Here is a 16,425-nt window from a genome sequence, read left to right as displayed (position 1 = left end):
GTTCTCTTACCCTTGAAAATAATAAAATAAGAAAAATCATGAGTTTTTTTAAAAATGTCCACACGTATAGCAAAACACCATTAAAATAGATAAAGTGTGTGTGGAGGATTTAGCGTCTTACATTAATCGCAGATTCTCTATGCATGGAAGGAAACTACAAAAGAAACGATACGTGAGGACCAATGGCAGAAGGAAGTAACGGAAGACGTCGTTTTTCCGATAAGTGGGGCAAACATGAGCTAGATGTGCTAGCGGTGTTGTCTTCCGCATTTCCACAATGGCTGACTTCGCGTCAGATTGCACAACGAGTTAAAGCTTATGCTGATTCATATGGAGAGCTTGCTGATCAGGCTGCTAAGGCAGCTTTTGCCAAGCAGTTCCAAAGGGATCGTGCAAAACTTGCGGCTATGGGAATTGCAATTGAGTCACGACAGCCAGAATATTCTTCCAAATCCGAAGGGCAAGATTTTGCATCTTATAGATTGCAGCTTGGCGATGAGCCAAGAGTTCGTATACGTTTCGAGCAAGAAGAACTTCCTGTTTTGGCTGCTGCCAATTATTTGGCTAGGTCTATGTCCATTTCTTCTTCTGAATCTCGTAAAGTTGAGCAACAGCATTCTTCTGCGTCTCGCACAGCTCCAAGAGTTCCTCAAACTCCTATACCTGGACTAGGTCTTGATTCTATCGCTCCAGGTTTAGGAACTCAGACAATTCCAGATGCATTAGTTAAGGTTATTGATTCACGTAGATTCGCCGCAACAGTTGATGTTGATGGCGAGCATTTGAATGTTGCTTATACTGATTCAGATGATTTAGCGATGTTCGTTCTTGAACATCCAGGTTCTTGTGTTGTAAGTCCACAAGAAGCAGTAGATGCATTCCATCGTAGACTTAATGCTGCAACGGAATTTGTGTCTTGCGATGAAGATTATGTTGAGCAAGACGATTTATCGCAAAATAGCTCTGACGATAATCAGGATTTGTCTGACTCTGAGCCAGACAAATCACGCCAAAAGAAAGCATCTTTCCAAACTGGCAGTGAGGTTGATCGCAGACTTCGATTAATGCTCTTCCTTTCTGCACATCTTGGTGAAGAGTTCCCATTGGATGAGCTTGCTGTTAGATTTATAGGAAAGCCAAAGAGTGAAGACGAACTTCGTAGATTTGTTGCTATTTTGCACAAAGATATCAATACTCTTACGACTGTATCTGATGATGGAGAGATGGCTGGTAGTCAGTTCTTCGATATTGATTGGTCTTTGCTAGAAGCTGAAGGAATTGTTTCTGCAACAAATTCATTAGGGCTTGAGCGTTTGGCTGGTGTTTCTCAACAGTATATGAGCATGTTGACCGCATCAGTTAATTATCTTGCTCATTCTCCGCTTCTTCCTGTTGAACAGAGAGACCAGGCTAAGGCTTTGTATATGCGTTTGCGTAGGCATGTGCGTCCAGGTGAAACTCCTTGGCTGAGCCTTACTGGTTATGAAGTAGAGCCTAGAAACTGTTCTATAGTTCGTAGCGCTATTAATGCTGGTGCTCTAATTGACATGGAGTATACGGACGGAGCTGGCAGAACTCGTAGGAAAGTTGTTGCACCTTCTAAGATTTTTGTTGATGAAGGCGTTTATTACGTTGCAGTTTGGACTGATGTTGAAAATCAGGCTCCAGAAGATAAACGTAGTCTAGTTGCGAAGGATACTTCTATCAATAAGGCAAATGGTTTGCCTAGAATTTGGCAAGTTCTTCGCGTTGCTCGCATTGAGCATGCAGAGGTAATTACGCCTGTTTGCCCTGTAGAAATTCCAGATGTTCCTATTAGCGAACTTCGTAAGTGGAGTTTTGACAATGGTACGCAAACATGCTTTATCACTGATGAACCTGATTTAAACTTCTTAAAGAGTCTTTCAGGTGCTACGGTTGAGCCTTGTGGGAGTGGAGTTAAAGTTCATTTGACTGTTTGCTCAGATTCTTGGTTTGTTGCTTTCTGTATTGCGCATGCCCGTCATATTAAAGCTGTTTCTCCAGAAACTTTGCGTACTATGATTATTGCTCGTGCTCAACGTGAATTGAGTGTTGATCATAGCGATTCTCCTATTGTGGAGAATTAAAATGCCGTGGTGGATTTGGGTTATTATTACGCTTTTCATGCTTTGTATGATTGCATGCGGGACTGTTTTCGCTATTAGAAATGCTTTTAGGATTTTTGAAAATTCTTCAAGTTTTCTTGAAAAAGTTTCTTCTTGCTTTGAAAGACTTCAAGACAATAATGATTCTTTAGATAATGATACAAGCCCGCTATTCACTCGTCCTATAAAGGATGCGGCACGTAGATACGAGCATACTCGAATTAAGGTTAATGATCGTCATAATCGTATAAGAGAAACCCATAAGTCCATTTGGCAAAATTGGAATACAAAGTCGTTGCGTCAAGAAGATATTGATAATCCTAATTTTAAAGAGTCAAAAGAATCTTAGTGAATTGCGAACTTAAAATTATTTTGATTTAAGAAGAAAGAACTAAACTTTTTTATGTCTAAGACGTCATATCGCAAGAAAAAGAAAAATGATATTCTTGTTGATTCAAACGATTACAAGAATGATTCTGAAATTCCTTTATCTCCAGCTGAACGGTTTAATTTGTTTAAGCAAACTATTGAGCACTCTCGAACTATGGCTGCAAAATTTGAACAATCTTTAAGTTTTGATTTAGATGATTTTCAAGCAGAAGCAATTGATGCACTGGAAAATGGAGATAATGTTCTTGTGGCAGCTCCTACTGGAGCAGGTAAAACTGTTGTTGCTGATTTTGCTGTTTTTCTAGGCGTAAATCGTGGAGTTAAAACATTTTACACAACTCCTATTAAGGCTTTAAGTAATCAAAAATATCATGATTTTTGTGAAGTTTATGGAATAGATAGAGTTGGACTTTTAACTGGAGATACTTCGGTTAATCCAGAGGCTGATATTGTTGTTATGACTACAGAAGTTTTACGCAATATGCTTTATGAACGTTCAATTACTCTTAAATCTCTTGGATTTGTTGTTTTAGATGAGGTTCATTATCTTGCAGATAAGTTCAGGGGTGCTGTGTGGGAAGAAGTTATTATTCATCTTCCTCAGAGCGTTAAGATTATTGGCCTTTCTGCAACTGTTTCTAATGTGGAAGATTTTAGTGCATGGATTTCTTCTGTGCGCGGAGAAACACATTTGGTTGTAGATGAGCATCGTCCTGTTCCACTTGAAAGACATGTTATTATCCAAAAGGATGGACGCACAGAGCCTGAATTACTTAACTTATATGATGTTGATAAAAATGGTAATAGCACCAATCATGTAAATCTTGCTTTAACAAGAAAAATCACTCAATGGGAGAATGCCTCTTTACGACGTAAAGCATCTTATCGTAATGTAAATAAACGTTTTAGCAAAGGCAAGTTTTCTAAGAATAAGTTTTCTAATTCATCTAAAAGTAATAGGGGAGAAGTTGCTGTTAGACACACCCCTAAAAGGTGGGCTGTTATAGATGAGCTTGATTACCTTGATATGCTACCAGGAATATATTTTATTTTTTCTCGTTCAGGATGCGATCAGGCTGTTCAACAATGTTTAAACGCTGGATTATCTCTTACTAGCGATGAAGAAATGTATGAAATTCGCAGAATAGTTGATTCTATGATTGCGGAAAATAAGCTAAGCAAAAGCGATTTAAAGGCACTTAGATTTGAGCGTTTTAGGTATGCTCTTGAACAAGGTTTTGCAGCTCATCACGCTGGTATGATTGCTATTTTTCGCCATATTGTAGAAACGCTTTTTGAACGCGGTCTTATTAAGGTTATTTTTGCTACAGAAACTCTTGCTTTAGGTTTAAATATGCCTGCGAGAAGTGTTGTTGTTGAAAAACTTGTTAAATTTGATGGTACAGGTCACGTTCCGCTAACTCCTGGTGAGTTCACACAACTTACTGGTCGCGCTGGCAGACGTGGCATAGATGATATTGGTCATGCAGTGTTAATTGACAATCCTGATTTTGATCCTTCTAAGGCTGCATCCTTGTCTAGTAAACGTGTGTATCCTCTTCATTCTAGCTTTGTTCCTACATTCAACATGGCTGTTAATCTCCTAAATAATAGTGATGTTAAAACTGCTCGCATAACTCTAAGCAGTTCTTTTGCTCAATGGGAAGCCAATGCTTCTGCTCAAAGGCTTTTAAGTCGTATTGAGGATCTTAAAGAAGCTATTAACGGCTACGAACAAGCATTTCATTGCACTCAAGGTGATTTTTCTGAGTTTATGACTCTTAGAATGCGTCTTAAAGATGCTCAACATGATCAGCGCAGAAAACTTAAGCACACAATATTTGCTAGTGAAGTTGAACGTGCTAAAGCTTTTAAAGAATTAGATAAAACTATCGATACCTTACGCAACGAGGAGCGTAACCATCCTTGTGCAGGATGCCCAGATATTCAAGAACATTTACACTGGGGTTATTATTGGGCTCGAGAAATGCGTGAACTAAATCAGGTTAAGGATCGCTATAATTCTCGTACTGGCTCAGTTGCAAGATGTTTTGATAGTATTTGTGAAGTACTTTGTAGATTAGATTATTTAAAAAATACGAACGATGCTTTAGTGTTAACAGACAAGGGTCAGTTGCTTCGTAGACTTTACAACGAGCTTGATGTTGTTTTTGCTCAATCAATTTGTGAAGGAATTTTTAATAATCTAACTCCTATTCAATTATTGTCTTGTTTATCTGCATTAGTGTATGAATCTAGGGGTCCTGCTGGGGGAGAGCCGCGTAGGTATCCTGGAGGATTAAATGCGCCTGTATTCAATACAGTTTTAAAGATGAAAGAATTATTTATTCGTATAAGTGATATGTGCTTGAATAATCATCTTGATGCTTTAAGACCTCTTGATTTTGGTGCAATCGATATGATTTATGATTGGGCTCAAGGTGCTGATTTACTCGACATATTGCAAAATACTGACATAACTGGTGGCGATTTTGTCAGATTTGCAAAAAGACTTATTGACTTACTTAATCAACTTGCTGTTGCTAGCGAATATTTGAAAATATTGCCTAACGTAGATGATTCTTTAGCTCACAATGCTTATGAAGCAGCTAAACTTATTAATCGCGGGGTAGTTGCTTATTGTGATGTTTGATATGTTATTGATATACCATGGTATACCTTTGTGTATCGTCCGTGCAATTCGCTAGCTTTATAATGAAAACAAAAAGGAGAATAATATATTATGGCAGAGCGCAGTTTACGTGGAATGAGCATTGGAGCTAAATCATTGGAATCCGACGATAATGTTGATTTCGCTGCTCGTAACGATGTTGCATATGTATGCCCTAAGGGTCACAGAACGATTCTTCCATTTGCTCAAGGTGCCGAGATCCCTGAAGAGTGGGAATGCCGTTGTGGTGCATTAGCACATAAGGAAGGCGATGCAGACAGACCAGATGATGATTTTAATAAGCCAGCTCGTACGCATTGGGATATGCTTTTAGAGCGTAGAAGTGAAGAAGAGCTTAAAGCTTTACTTGATAAGCGTTTAAAGATGCATCATGAGGGTTGGATTCCTGATTACGAGTGAGAATTATTTTTACAAACAAAACACTTCTAAGGGAAATAAGCTGTCATGAAAGTTGTTCTTCTTGATTTAGATGGTACTTTAACACAATCGCATACTGGTATTATTGCGTGCGCTAAAAAAGCGATGTCTGATCTTGGTATGCAGATACCTGATGATACTGAAATGTTGCGTTTTGTTGGACCGTCTATACTTGAATCTTTTCAGAGGAATCATATGCCTAAAGAATTGCAATCTGAAGGCGTTAAATTGTATAGGAAATATTATTCCGAAGTTGCAACTTTTATAGATCCTGATAATCCAAATGGCGATATGATTACTGGGAATTTTTTGAACAAAGTTTATGATGGCATTCCTGAACAGCTTAAGTTGCTACGAAAGTCTGGTTATTATCTTGCTACTGCATCTTGCAAGCCTGAATATCAAGTTAAACCAATTTGTGATCATTTTGGATTGACAAACTTGATTGATGGTATTTATGGTGCTAGCAAAGATATGTCTAGGATTAATAAAGATCAAGTTATTCGCTATGTTTTTGAAAATATTGGATTCAATCCTTTACGGGATCGTGCTTTAATGGTTGGCGACCGTTGGACGGATGTTGATGGCGCTTTAGCATGCGATATTGATTGTTTGGGTTGCTCTTGGGGTTATGCCGAGCCTGGTGAGCTTAAAACTCACGGAGCATATCGTATTATCGACAGTGTTTCTGATTTGAATAATGCCATTAATGAGTATTTTGAATAATTTTGAAATATTATTTGTTTTTCGTGCTAAAAAATATATGAGTATTTATCCGATAATGTCTCTTACGTCATCTGTAGACTCAACAAAAGCGAGTAATTGGGGAGCTGTACCGTCTTCGCGTATGACTTCCCAATCGTCTTTTGAGATGAAGAAAAGTGTATCACGATCACTGCGCTGTTCTAAGATTTGTTCGTCGTCTAAATCTTCTAGTGGTAGCATGTCAAAAAGACCGTGTGAAAAATGCATTTGTCGTTTGTAATGACTAGCTTTCTCATACTCACGAAAAATAGCTATATCTTGCTTGTTTTGAAAGTTGTCTTCTTGAATATCAGCAAGTATCTGAAACGGAGTGCGAGAAGACTTAACGCGAGCTTTTTTGAAGTTACCTAAAGTTAATTCTTTAGCAATATCTCCGTGAACTTTGCTGACATATTTGGCGACTATGCGTTCTGTGCCGTCTTTGCAAATTTGCCAATCCATGCCACCAGACGCAGCGATAAAGTCACCACCGAATTTTTGAAGAAATAAACCAAACTTAGCTGCAATATAATCGCGAATAGTTTCACCACGTTTATTACAGTGATAACCTTCAAAAGTTCGAGTAGTTATAAAAAGAATATGAAAATGAACATGCCAACCATTGTCACCATAAGTAACTTCTGTAGCTTTTACAGAACCAACGACAATATTATTACGAAAATTCATAAAGCCAGACATAGATTGCAAGCGAGCATATGCAGCACTGATATTTTTCCATAAATCAGCAAGATTATCGCCTTTATGATGACGTTGAGTCAATGTCAATAAGCTCACTACGTAGTTATTGCGCTTAGCCCAGTCAACCAAAACTTTTAGTTGTTCAACACGATAATGTGAAATTTTTGCTGAGCATACAGGGCAACACCACACATTCGAGCATGTAGAAAGACCACCGAATGTGGCAGACCCGTCTGATCTTACTTTTTGAACCGCAGCAGCATTTCGAATAACGTGACCGCAGTCTTTCAACGTATGCTTCGTTGCAATCTTCTGCATTGTAGAGCGTAAAGACCAGAGCATATTGAAAGCTTTTTCCGAATTACCAAGAGCTTGGCGAAGCTTGTGAGACTTGATATTTACTGTCATTTCAATTATCCTTATATAGCAATATTTATTATGATATCTATTATAAAAAAATTATGATAATACTGCAACCAATGGTTGCAGTATTATTTTGCCGTCTCGAACTGTTCGCACAGTACTGTGCGAACAGTTCGGACGGTCTAATTTTTACGCACGGCGAAGTACGTGTTTGGGAAGGTTGATTTGAATTGCGGCTGACGGCGAGTCTGTAGAGCGTGTAGAAGTGTGTGAGTATTCGTCATTGCGTGCGATACGCTGGTATGTGTCATAGAGTGAAGTTTCTCGTTTTGTCATATGAAAAACATACGTATACAATTTTTTAGCTACATATGCGCCTTCGAGCTTATCGTAAGTAAGCGTTTCACCATCTGATACATCATTAACGATAATAGTACGTAATAAGCTATGGCAATTAACAATTGTTTTTACCTGTTTACGTAAACTAATGTCAAGTTCTTCCCATATTTGTGAGGACATAACAATATGGAAACGATTTTTACGTTGTTGAGAGATCGCAGCAAGAAAATCAAGACTAATACCACGTTTCTTATTAAAAAATAGATGCGCTTCATCAAGAAGAAGTAATAACCCTTTATCACCAACGGTCATATTAAGAATGTTTTCTAATTCATCATTCGTAAAAAACAGATTTACACGTGGATGATTAATAATAATATTACTATAGCATATGCAATCCGGATAATCTTTTAAAATTTTAAGCGCATAATGTACCATGCTCAAGGTCTTCCCAGATCCTTGAAAACCCTTATACACGCGCGTTCCTGTAGGAAAACCTGTAAAAGCTTTAGGTGACTTATGTCTAAAAGACTCAAAATCTATTTTCATTGAAATATCTCCAAAACCCAACTAGCTGCAAGATTAACTAAATACGCCACATACACAGTAAACTTAAAAACAATTAAAGCAGAAATAAAAAGTATTGTCCAAACAAGCGGTGGCGCAAAACGATGAAGAAACCAAAAAGCAATACTAAAAGCATCAGTAACAAGCGAAACATCAGGAAACGGAATAATAGAAAATAATTTAAACAAACCAGCAAGAAGAACACCAAGTGCCACAAAAATAGTAGTAATAACAGCAGTACGAATACCAACACGAACAAAATCAAGCATACCTACACTCCTAAGAAATCAAAAACCATACTCAAAGACATAGAACGCTCACGCCAAGCACGCACAAGCTCAGGCATTAGACGAAGCAATTTAGCAAAACAACGTAAAGAAATATAAAAAAGGGGGAGAGCTTCTAACGCAATAAGCCATGCAGGAGGAGCAGGAATAGCATCAAAATCAAAATCCAATTTTACACCATTATATGATGCACTAATATTAGGAGGTTTAGGAGATGTAGTAAAAAGATTCGTAAAAAGCGAAGAAAGCTTACTAACATTATTTTCAGCTTTTGTATCATTATCACTCTTCTTAGAAAACTCATTTTTCTTTTTTTCTGCATCAGCATTAGCTTGCTGTTCTTTTTTCTTCTGTTCTTCTCGATCACGCTCCTGATCTTTCAACAACTTTTCTAACTTATGTAATTCAGTTAAAACTTTACCAGTGCGTATATCTTGATAATCATTAATTGAACGAAACCAAGTAAAAATACCATCAATTTTAGAACGAATATCAGCAAGCGTATCATTCACATTAATGAGACGATTAGAAAGCGTAGAAAACCAATTATTAAACTGATCCAAATACGCCTTAATATCAGCAAGATTATCACCCCGAATACGAAAAGCAGTAATGAAATAATTAGCATCATTTTGAAGCTTAGCCACAGACGATAAAGCGCAAGAAGAAGAAAGACACTTAAAATACGCTGTCTTAGCAGCAACATCAACCTGTAAAAGGGAAGAATAAGGATAATTCGATAAAGCACCCCACTTCACGCCAAACGAAGTATCAGAATTCAATTGATGAATCGAAACAGCAACAATATCACCAGCTTGCAAACCAACGGGATAAATAGCATCAATAGACATAATTTGTCCACGAGCTAAAGCAACCGCACCAGTACCTAAATTTGAAAGAGAACCATTAGAAACAGTAATGTTACCATTAATGGGCACGCTATCAACAGGAGTATTAATAGAAGCATTAGCGACGGTCGGAACGCAAACGACGAGGAAAAATAGGACGCACAATAATCCAAACAATCGAACAAATAATCGTCGTACATAACAAAGCATCAGTAACGAGTTCTGCCGTAAAAAAATGAGTAGAGGGCTGCACTTGTACCGAATACGTCTCATAATTCTCACAAGGAGAACGACTATCATAGGTTTGCGCATACGAAGATAAAAACCACTCATCAGCACTTACACCAGCCTTAACATATACAGCATACTTACGTCTCGATGACCAATCACCAGCACGATAAGAAAACAAACGATTTGTATCAACAATACAAAACGAATCACCATAAACAGGCTTACTTAAACCTTTAGTATTACGAGAATCAACAAAACGCATTATGATCTATACAATAAATCAAAAATCCAGGAAAGGATAAGCCATGTACAAATAGCAGGAACGGCAAGCGGAACAAGCGTCTTTCCTAACTCAACAATAACATCATAAAAAGGTTGAAAATCATACATAGCTTATCCAATGACAACAATAAACGTTAAATATTAGCTTTACCTTTAGAAACGCCTTTAACCAATTTACGGATAATACGGTAACCAAAAGAAAAAACCACAACAAGACCAATAAGAGCACCCGCTGCAGTTAGCTCATTCCACATTGCTCCAGTATTCCAAGCAGTTTGAAACGAAGCAATCCAACCAGCCATACCAGAAGCATCAGCTAAAATTTGTGCAGAATACATAATAAAACTCCTTACTAAATAACAACATTTTTAGAATCAAATAAATACTTAACTTCAAGAGGTTTCAAAAAAAGACGAGAAATCTCTTGACCAGCAACAATAACAGCAACATAATCATAAGGATTATTCGCCTTAGACATTGCATGCACAAGTCGCAAAGTAGCATTAACATCAGTCATTTAATCACCCCCTTTCAATTATCTAGATTTTAGTTTTGGAACATCTTTAAGATTGAGATATAGTGTTAAACCACGAGAACTAAGCCAACGACGACAATATCCGATAATGTACGTTATGTCAGATTAGATATATTTTAGGGATAAAATATACAAATACATTAGAAATTTACTTAGATAATGCAGAGTCTAAATCAGCTTTAACCTGTTTAACAATACGACCAACAGCTATAGCAAAAACAGCTGTGCCACATTCAAGCATATCTCGCATATTTTCCTGATTACTATCGCATTCCACAACAGATTGACCATCGCAAATTATGGTCATATTTTCGAGATGCTTTACACTAAAACAATTTAAAAACACTATAGCAGTAGTCACATTAGTAAGATTTACTCCAGCGTCTAAAAGTCGCTTAGAAACCGCCATAATTGCAATGTCTTTAAAAGAATATAAACGACGAGACCCAGAACCATGAGACGGATTAATAGAAGGCTCAATTATGTGTTTACGAGCCCAATAATCAAGTTGTCTATATGTAATACCAGCGATATTCATAGCAACGCTTCCACGGTATCCTGTGGAATACTCTTCATCATCCGAAAACGAAAACAGTTCCCCCTGCGTTGGCTGATGATCATGTTTTAAAGAATCAACCAACGCACTATCTTCAGGAGAGTTTTCAAAAGTCATTATCGTTTAGTAACAGCGTCACACGTAAAGAACATTAATCGGAACTTGCCAATCATAATTTCGTCACCATTATGAAGAATAGCTTCATCAACACGGTTACGATTAACATACGTTCCATTTAGACTTCCAGCGTCAGCAATGCTAAAAACAGTACCATTTCTACGAAAAACAGCATGAGCTCTAGAGACAGTAGAATCGTCTAGCATAATATCAGCTCTAGAATCTCGTCCAACAGAAACGACGTCCTCATCTAGTAAATAACGCGATCCAGAAACTGCTCCACGTGTAGAAATAAGTAAAGCGGTACCAGGAAGCAGCTTTGCTATAGTATCTAAATCATCCTGCCTAAGAGGACGATCTGCATTAGAGTTTATTGGAATGGTAATAGCTGGCATACCAATAATGGTTGTTTCGCCAGCAGTAGGAATCGGTTCAGTCATAATTGCTATTTTACCTTCTTATTCGACCGGTTTTGCATATTGATACTGTTTTGGTTCGCGTGTCGAGCGAATTTCAACCTCTTCAGGCGTTGAAACATATACGGAAGCACCGAATTTGACTTTTAATCTAGACCCAACTCCCCCAGCAATATTTACGGCGTTTTGCAAATTCTGAGGCTCGCCAATAGCCTTAACAACATATGGAGGATTAATCTCAATTGCATCACACAATAACCCATGCTTAGTGTCAGAAATATAGCTAGAAGTTACTATACGTATGTCGTTAACAGACATAACCTCCACTCCAGCATTACGAAGCTCTTCAAGCAGTTGAAACATTGTAGCAGCATCCACACGCTCTTTTTCTCCAGCAGTAATGTGAATAATTACTCCCTTACCAACAGCTGGAAGACGACCAGATATTAAACCACTCGTCTGAGAATTCTGCTTAGCAATCCTAGCAGCTTCCTCCTGTTTGTTAACAGATGCTTTTAAAGAATTAAGCTGGCTAGTTAACTCAAACTTTCGCTGCTCTAGATTTTGTATTTGCGAATTAGTTTCTGTAATTAAACGAGTAAGCTCATCCTCACTCATCGTCTGATATACAAGTGTACTTCTATTAACTTGAATCATATAAGCAAATCCAAGCAATGCACAAAGAAGCATAACAAGTAAGCCAGTTAAAATACGAGTACGCGTAATATGACCTTGCAATGAAGGCTTATTTTTTCGTTTAACAATCGGGAAAGAACCTGTTTGTGTACGATCACTTTCGCGATCTTTAGCATGCTGACGATGCAATTTTCTGACGATATTGTCAATATTTTTATCAATATTTTTGTCAACATTTTTATCAAAAGTATCGTCTAAATTGTCGTTCTTTATGCTATTTTTTGATGTATTAGAAAATGGGTGACGCATATCAGCCTCTAAATATAAAACGACGTATTGCAGAAACGTTAGAGAAGATTCGTATTCCTAATACAACAATAACAGCAGTTTGCAATTGTGCTCCAACTCCAAGTTGGTTTCCGAGTAAAACTAAAAGAGTAGCAGCAATAACATTCGAAAAGAATGAAATAACAAACACCTTATCAGAGAAACTACGCTCAAAATAAGCTCTAGCAGCTCCAAGCAGAGCATCCAAGGCTGCAAGAACCATAATCGGCAGATAAGGTTGAATAACTACTGGAATATCAGGATGTACAACAATCCCAATAAGCGCACCTAAAATCAATCCAAGAACAGCTGTCATAACCTATTTTCCTATCTCCTACTCAATAATTCTTTTGCAAAATTAATTTCACCAGTTCCCGCAGCAGAAAGTTTAAGCGTATTTGACTTAGAAATTTGCGGATTAATACCTGCGTCGCTAAGAGAAACAAACCACGGAGAACGCTTTTGAGAATTTAACTTTTCAATAAGACTAGAACTGTCTCCAATAGCCTCAATCATATAAGGGCTTTGAGTCTGATTAACACCTATAAGAATAGTTGACCCAGCAGTACGGATGGACGTTTGAGCGCCAATTCTATGACCATTTATTGATATTGCTTCTGCGCCTGCATCCCAAAGAATGGAAACAAAAATCTGAATATCTCTATCTGTAACAACCCTAATTCTTTCTCCTTTAGCCATTTCTCTAGGAATGTTGCCACTAGAGACGTCATTGTTTGTAGAAATAGGATTAGCAATAGTTAAAACAATTCCAGACCCTACAACGCCATGTGTACCATTCGTCATATTGTCAGATTTATCAACTTGATTTTCATAAGGAGTATTAATTCTTTTTGACTCACGATCTACACTAGCACGCAATCTAGTTACATCTTTAACAAGATTGTCAAAACGGCTTGCCTGAGAAGTAAGCTCGTTAGCTAACGATAAACGTATGGCTTTACGAGAATCCGTATGCAATTTTCGCACAAATTGGCTTCCCACAGTACCAAGAGCAACACAAATAATAAAGACAATTATTCTAGTAATCCAGAGATTAATCTTACTAACATTCTGCTTATTAAGACGGGAATCCATAAAAAGAGGATCCACTGGTCTATTGCTTAAATCGTCAATTAAGCGTAATGAATAGTCTTCAATACGACGTCTTTTTTCATTATGGTTAGAAAAGTTATAACTTGAATTAGTCACATGATGAGGACCAAGAGCAAATACAGATTTGGAAAAAACTGCTCTGCGTTTTGAAAATAAGATAACGGTTGGAGCAGGAAAAGACTCTGGAATAACACTATTATCAGTGTTATTCACATCATGATTTAGATTAGAAGTCTTTTGCACCATAATATGTCCGTTATTTAAACCAGTTTATAATACTTATAATCCTTATTTAAACTTTTTTATTAATAGCTTATAGGCTTGAATGCAATACAATACTCCAGCAAACCAGTAAAGTGTTATTCCCCAAATTGCACAAGCTATCGCTGCAGCATACAAAATAAGCATTGGTTCAGTAGCAACAGCATAAACAATCATAAATAATACGATAGCAATCATCAATAATGCTGTTCCAGTTTTACCCATGAAATTCACTGGTAAAGGTCCATAATCATATTGTGCAAGAATAACAATCAAAATAGCCATTACTATGTCTCGCAAAACAACAAGAGCCAACGCCCACCAAGGTATAATCTTGGCAAACGCTAAAGCTAAAATGCTGCATGCTATTAAAAGCCTATCTGCAACAGGATCTAAAATCTGCCCTAATTTGCTAACCTGATTAAAAGTTCTAGCAATATAACCATCAACGCAATCTGAAAAAGCAGATATAGCAAGAACGATTAGAGCAACCCCCATTTTATTTTGCGCAATCAAAATGGCAAGATATGGTATAGAACATATACGCAGAAAACTAATCACATTAGGTACAGTAAAAACTCGATCAAGTGCTTCAGGACTGTACTCCTGATTAGAAATGAACTTAACCATACCTATTTCCTTAAAAACAATTTAAAAGACTTATCAATCGTATTCTATTTTGCATATATAAAATATTGGGGCATTATTCTAAAAATGCCCCAATAAAAGTTTTATGCTCGCCAAGCCTCTTGCGCAATATTACGAATAGAATCAATAGCAGCTGATGGATTTTCAGCTCCATAAACAGCAGATCCTGCAACCAGCACATCAGCACCAGCTTCTGCGACTATAGCAGCTGTAGAAGGGCTTACTCCACCATCAACCTGAATATGAGTATCCAATCCACGACGAGTAATTTCATCACGTAAACGACGAACCTTACCCATTTGATTGCTCAAGAACTTTTGTCCACCAAAACCAGGCTCAACAGTCATAATAAGAATCATATCGAATTCATCAAGAATATCGAAAATAGGTTCAACTGGCTCAGCTGGGCGGACTGCAAAACAAGCTTTGCAACCCATGTCTCGCAGCTGACGAGCAAGACGAACAGGCGCATGAGTGGCACCCATATGGAAGCTCACAGAATCAGCACCAAGTTTTGCATACTCTGGAGCCCAACGATCAGGATCCTCAATCATCAAATGAACATCTACAGGAAGACTAGTAACTTCGCAAATGCGTTTTACAATCGGCTCCCCTAAAGTTAGATTCGGTACAAAATGATGATCCATAACATCAACGTGAACAAGATCAGCATTTGAAATTGCTATAAGATCTCTTTCAAGATTGCAAAAATCTGCAGAAAGAATGCTAGGTGCTATTTGTATATTCATGTGTTCCATTCTAAGAAAAGCAAGCGACTAGAAAAACAAAATATCTATATTATTTAAGAATATTTTAGGATAATCTTTTTGTTTTAATATTTGAATTAGATTGAGATTCACGCTCACGTTCATCTGCAGTTATATCAATAAGACGATTCACAAGATCTGTTCGTGACTTGTGGGTATTTTGCAAAATCATAAAAACAATAATTGAAATAATAAATATAACTATAGAAACCCATACGTTAATTCTTACTCCAAGAAAAGTATGTGAAAAATCAATCCTTAAAGACTCAATCCACATTCTTCCTGCCGTATACCACATTACGTAAAGAACAAACTCAGATCCAGATTTAAGTTTTCTCTTAAGAACTTTGCCGAAAGAAATAAGCAAGGCTGCGCCTGCAAAATTCCAAATCATTTCATATAAGAAAGTAGGGTGAAACAGAGTACCCTCTGGGCATGTGAGACCATCGTAGCAACTTTCACTGTGTCCTATAGCATTTGCAGCAGAATAATTAAGTTTTAGGCCCCATGGCAAAGTAGTTGGAGCACCATAAAGTTCTTGGTTAAACCAATTACCTAACCGCCCTATACCTTGTGCAATAAGCAAGCTAGGTGCAGCTGCATCTGCAAGCAAGCTTATTGGATATTTTTTATAGGTACACAGTGCGCTTGCAGCAATAGATCCTAGGATTACTCCTCCCCAGATTCCTAAGCCACCATTCCAAATTCTAAATATCTCCAACAAATCTCCCTTAGGTCCAAAGAACTTTTCGGGAGTGGTAATAACATGATAAAGACGTGCTCCAACTATTCCTGACGGAAGACTAACCAGTGCAACATCTAATATCTGATTAAAATCTCCGCCTTCTCGTTTCCATCTACGAGTGGTAATCCACATTGCAACAAGTGCACCAGCAAGAATTGATAAAGCATAAAATCTTAACGTTATAGGTCCTAATGTAATCTGAGAAATACTAGGACTAGGAATAGAACAAATCGTCATAAATCCTCATGTTAGTAGAAAACCATGACGGTTACTTGTAATGTTTTTATGACAAAACAAACGATTAATATCTAAAATATTA

At 37.4% G+C, this 16,425-nt stretch carries 20 protein-coding genes; 5 read left to right on the top strand and 15 right to left on the bottom strand.

Annotation, left to right across the window (positions count from 1 at the left end; all coding sequences use genetic code 11):
- Positions 1-182 precede the first annotated feature (182 nt).
- From HXT25_RS06680 to HXT25_RS06660, 5 genes are all read left to right on the top strand, one after another.
- Positions 183-2,108 (top strand): helix-turn-helix transcriptional regulator, encoded by a 1,926-nt coding sequence (locus HXT25_RS06680; RefSeq protein WP_004115086.1) that lies wholly within the window; start codon positions 183-185, stop codon positions 2,106-2,108.
- A 1-nt stretch (position 2,109) separates the two neighbouring features.
- Positions 2,110-2,475 carry a hypothetical protein gene (locus HXT25_RS06675; protein ID WP_004111620.1) on the top strand — a complete coding sequence of 122 codons (366 nt, stop codon included), beginning with the start codon at positions 2,110-2,112 and terminating at the stop codon, positions 2,473-2,475.
- Between the two features lie 54 nt (positions 2,476-2,529).
- Positions 2,530-5,169 carry a DEAD/DEAH box helicase gene (locus tag HXT25_RS06670; protein WP_116772874.1) on the top strand — a complete coding sequence of 880 codons (2,640 nt, stop codon included), beginning with the start codon at positions 2,530-2,532 and terminating at the stop codon, positions 5,167-5,169.
- A gap of 90 nt (positions 5,170-5,259) precedes the next feature.
- The gene (locus tag HXT25_RS06665) at positions 5,260-5,607 is read left to right on the top strand and encodes an RNA polymerase-binding protein RbpA (RefSeq protein WP_004111625.1); all 348 of its coding nucleotides are present in this window, start codon (positions 5,260-5,262) and stop codon (positions 5,605-5,607) included.
- A 45-nt stretch (positions 5,608-5,652) separates the two neighbouring features.
- Positions 5,653-6,351, top strand: a complete 699-nt coding sequence (locus HXT25_RS06660; RefSeq protein ID WP_014554580.1) for an HAD hydrolase-like protein — start codon at positions 5,653-5,655, stop codon at positions 6,349-6,351.
- Positions 6,352-6,396: 45 nt separating this feature from the next.
- Here HXT25_RS06660 and HXT25_RS06655 read toward each other — a convergent pair whose 3' ends face one another.
- The 15 genes from HXT25_RS06655 to lgt all read right to left on the bottom strand — a co-directional run bounded on the left by HXT25_RS06655 (position 6,397) and on the right by lgt (position 16,343).
- Complete coding sequence (locus tag HXT25_RS06655) at positions 6,397-7,476, bottom strand: protein rep (RefSeq protein ID WP_421791391.1); 1,080 nt, start codon at positions 7,474-7,476, stop codon at positions 6,397-6,399.
- Between the two features lie 144 nt (positions 7,477-7,620).
- Complete coding sequence (locus HXT25_RS06650; protein ID WP_422118822.1) at positions 7,621-8,319, bottom strand: zonular occludens toxin domain-containing protein; 699 nt, start codon at positions 8,317-8,319, stop codon at positions 7,621-7,623.
- The gene (locus HXT25_RS06645) at positions 8,316-8,606 is read right to left on the bottom strand and encodes a hypothetical protein (protein WP_422118821.1); all 291 of its coding nucleotides are present in this window, start codon (positions 8,604-8,606) and stop codon (positions 8,316-8,318) included. Before HXT25_RS06645 ends, HXT25_RS06650 begins: the two co-directional genes overlap by 4 nt.
- A gap of 2 nt (positions 8,607-8,608) precedes the next feature.
- Positions 8,609-9,562, bottom strand: coding sequence for a hypothetical protein (locus tag HXT25_RS06640; RefSeq protein WP_116437129.1), 954 nt, complete (start codon positions 9,560-9,562; stop codon positions 8,609-8,611).
- Positions 9,563-9,590: 28 nt separating this feature from the next.
- A complete protein-coding gene (locus tag HXT25_RS06635; RefSeq protein ID WP_422118820.1) occupies positions 9,591-9,965 on the bottom strand; it encodes a hypothetical protein in 375 nt (124 codons plus the stop codon).
- A gap of 154 nt (positions 9,966-10,119) precedes the next feature.
- Positions 10,120-10,323, bottom strand: a complete 204-nt coding sequence (locus HXT25_RS06630; protein ID WP_421791385.1) for a hypothetical protein — start codon at positions 10,321-10,323, stop codon at positions 10,120-10,122.
- Positions 10,324-10,337: 14 nt separating this feature from the next.
- Positions 10,338-10,502 (bottom strand): hypothetical protein, encoded by a 165-nt coding sequence (locus HXT25_RS06625; protein WP_410310710.1) that lies wholly within the window; start codon positions 10,500-10,502, stop codon positions 10,338-10,340.
- Positions 10,503-10,668: 166 nt separating this feature from the next.
- Complete coding sequence (locus tag HXT25_RS06620) at positions 10,669-11,193, bottom strand: MerR family transcriptional regulator (protein ID WP_004138040.1); 525 nt, start codon at positions 11,191-11,193, stop codon at positions 10,669-10,671.
- A complete protein-coding gene (locus HXT25_RS06615; RefSeq protein ID WP_004111634.1) occupies positions 11,193-11,633 on the bottom strand; it encodes an FHA domain-containing protein in 441 nt (146 codons plus the stop codon). The genes HXT25_RS06620 and HXT25_RS06615 overlap by 1 nt, the downstream gene beginning before the upstream one ends.
- A gap of 18 nt (positions 11,634-11,651) precedes the next feature.
- Positions 11,652-12,554 (bottom strand): DUF881 domain-containing protein, encoded by a 903-nt coding sequence (locus HXT25_RS06610; RefSeq protein ID WP_004115091.1) that lies wholly within the window; start codon positions 12,552-12,554, stop codon positions 11,652-11,654.
- 1 nt (position 12,555) lies between these two features.
- Positions 12,556-12,888 (bottom strand): small basic family protein, encoded by a 333-nt coding sequence (locus HXT25_RS06605; protein WP_004111642.1) that lies wholly within the window; start codon positions 12,886-12,888, stop codon positions 12,556-12,558.
- A gap of 11 nt (positions 12,889-12,899) precedes the next feature.
- Positions 12,900-13,931 (bottom strand): DUF881 domain-containing protein, encoded by a 1,032-nt coding sequence (locus tag HXT25_RS06600; RefSeq protein ID WP_422118819.1) that lies wholly within the window; start codon positions 13,929-13,931, stop codon positions 12,900-12,902.
- A gap of 42 nt (positions 13,932-13,973) precedes the next feature.
- Positions 13,974-14,576, bottom strand: a complete 603-nt coding sequence (locus tag HXT25_RS06595; protein ID WP_004115092.1) for a CDP-alcohol phosphatidyltransferase family protein — start codon at positions 14,574-14,576, stop codon at positions 13,974-13,976.
- 101 nt (positions 14,577-14,677) lie between these two features.
- Positions 14,678-15,343 carry a ribulose-phosphate 3-epimerase gene (rpe, locus tag HXT25_RS06590; protein ID WP_004111648.1) on the bottom strand — a complete coding sequence of 222 codons (666 nt, stop codon included), beginning with the start codon at positions 15,341-15,343 and terminating at the stop codon, positions 14,678-14,680.
- Between the two features lie 64 nt (positions 15,344-15,407).
- On the bottom strand, positions 15,408-16,343 hold the full coding sequence (gene lgt, locus HXT25_RS06585) for a prolipoprotein diacylglyceryl transferase (protein WP_004115095.1): 936 nt from the start codon (positions 16,341-16,343) through the stop codon (positions 15,408-15,410).
- Positions 16,344-16,425 lie beyond the last annotated feature (82 nt).

This window comes from Gardnerella sp. DNF00476 (assembly GCF_049262735.1).
Classification (GTDB): domain Bacteria; phylum Actinomycetota; class Actinomycetes; order Actinomycetales; family Bifidobacteriaceae; genus Bifidobacterium; species Bifidobacterium vaginale.
This window is presented reverse-complemented; position numbering and strand designations above follow the sequence as displayed.

Excerpts from the sequence above, each read along its gene's own strand:
- HXT25_RS06680 (WP_004115086.1), top strand. The coding sequence starts at position 183 with ATGGCAGAAGGAAGTAACGGAAGACGTCGTTTTTCCGATAAGTGGGGC.
- HXT25_RS06675 (WP_004111620.1), top strand. The coding sequence starts at position 2,110 with ATGCCGTGGTGGATTTGGGTTATTATTACGCTTTTCATGCTTTGTATG.
- lgt (WP_004115095.1), bottom strand. The coding sequence starts at position 16,343 with ATGACGATTTGTTCTATTCCTAGTCCTAGTATTTCTCAGATTACATTA.
- HXT25_RS06620 (WP_004138040.1), bottom strand. The coding sequence starts at position 11,193 with ATGACTTTTGAAAACTCTCCTGAAGATAGTGCGTTGGTTGATTCTTTA.
- HXT25_RS06600 (WP_422118819.1), bottom strand. The coding sequence starts at position 13,931 with ATGGTGCAAAAGACTTCTAATCTAAATCATGATGTGAATAACACTGAT.
- HXT25_RS06645 (WP_422118821.1), bottom strand. The coding sequence starts at position 8,606 with ATGCTTGATTTTGTTCGTGTTGGTATTCGTACTGCTGTTATTACTACT.
- HXT25_RS06655 (WP_421791391.1), bottom strand. The coding sequence starts at position 7,476 with ATGACAGTAAATATCAAGTCTCACAAGCTTCGCCAAGCTCTTGGTAAT.
- HXT25_RS06630 (WP_421791385.1), bottom strand. The coding sequence starts at position 10,323 with ATGTATTCTGCACAAATTTTAGCTGATGCTTCTGGTATGGCTGGTTGG.
- HXT25_RS06635 (WP_422118820.1), bottom strand. The coding sequence starts at position 9,965 with ATGCGTTTTGTTGATTCTCGTAATACTAAAGGTTTAAGTAAGCCTGTT.
- HXT25_RS06595 (WP_004115092.1), bottom strand. The coding sequence starts at position 14,576 with ATGGTTAAGTTCATTTCTAATCAGGAGTACAGTCCTGAAGCACTTGAT.
- rpe (WP_004111648.1), bottom strand. The coding sequence starts at position 15,343 with ATGAATATACAAATAGCACCTAGCATTCTTTCTGCAGATTTTTGCAAT.
- HXT25_RS06650 (WP_422118822.1), bottom strand. The coding sequence starts at position 8,319 with ATGAAAATAGATTTTGAGTCTTTTAGACATAAGTCACCTAAAGCTTTT.
- HXT25_RS06605 (WP_004111642.1), bottom strand. The coding sequence starts at position 12,888 with ATGACAGCTGTTCTTGGATTGATTTTAGGTGCGCTTATTGGGATTGTT.
- HXT25_RS06625 (WP_410310710.1), bottom strand. The coding sequence starts at position 10,502 with ATGACTGATGTTAATGCTACTTTGCGACTTGTGCATGCAATGTCTAAG.
- HXT25_RS06660 (WP_014554580.1), top strand. The coding sequence starts at position 5,653 with ATGAAAGTTGTTCTTCTTGATTTAGATGGTACTTTAACACAATCGCAT.
- HXT25_RS06670 (WP_116772874.1), top strand. The coding sequence starts at position 2,530 with ATGTCTAAGACGTCATATCGCAAGAAAAAGAAAAATGATATTCTTGTT.
- HXT25_RS06665 (WP_004111625.1), top strand. The coding sequence starts at position 5,260 with ATGGCAGAGCGCAGTTTACGTGGAATGAGCATTGGAGCTAAATCATTG.
- HXT25_RS06610 (WP_004115091.1), bottom strand. The coding sequence starts at position 12,554 with ATGCGTCACCCATTTTCTAATACATCAAAAAATAGCATAAAGAACGAC.
- HXT25_RS06615 (WP_004111634.1), bottom strand. The coding sequence starts at position 11,633 with ATGACTGAACCGATTCCTACTGCTGGCGAAACAACCATTATTGGTATG.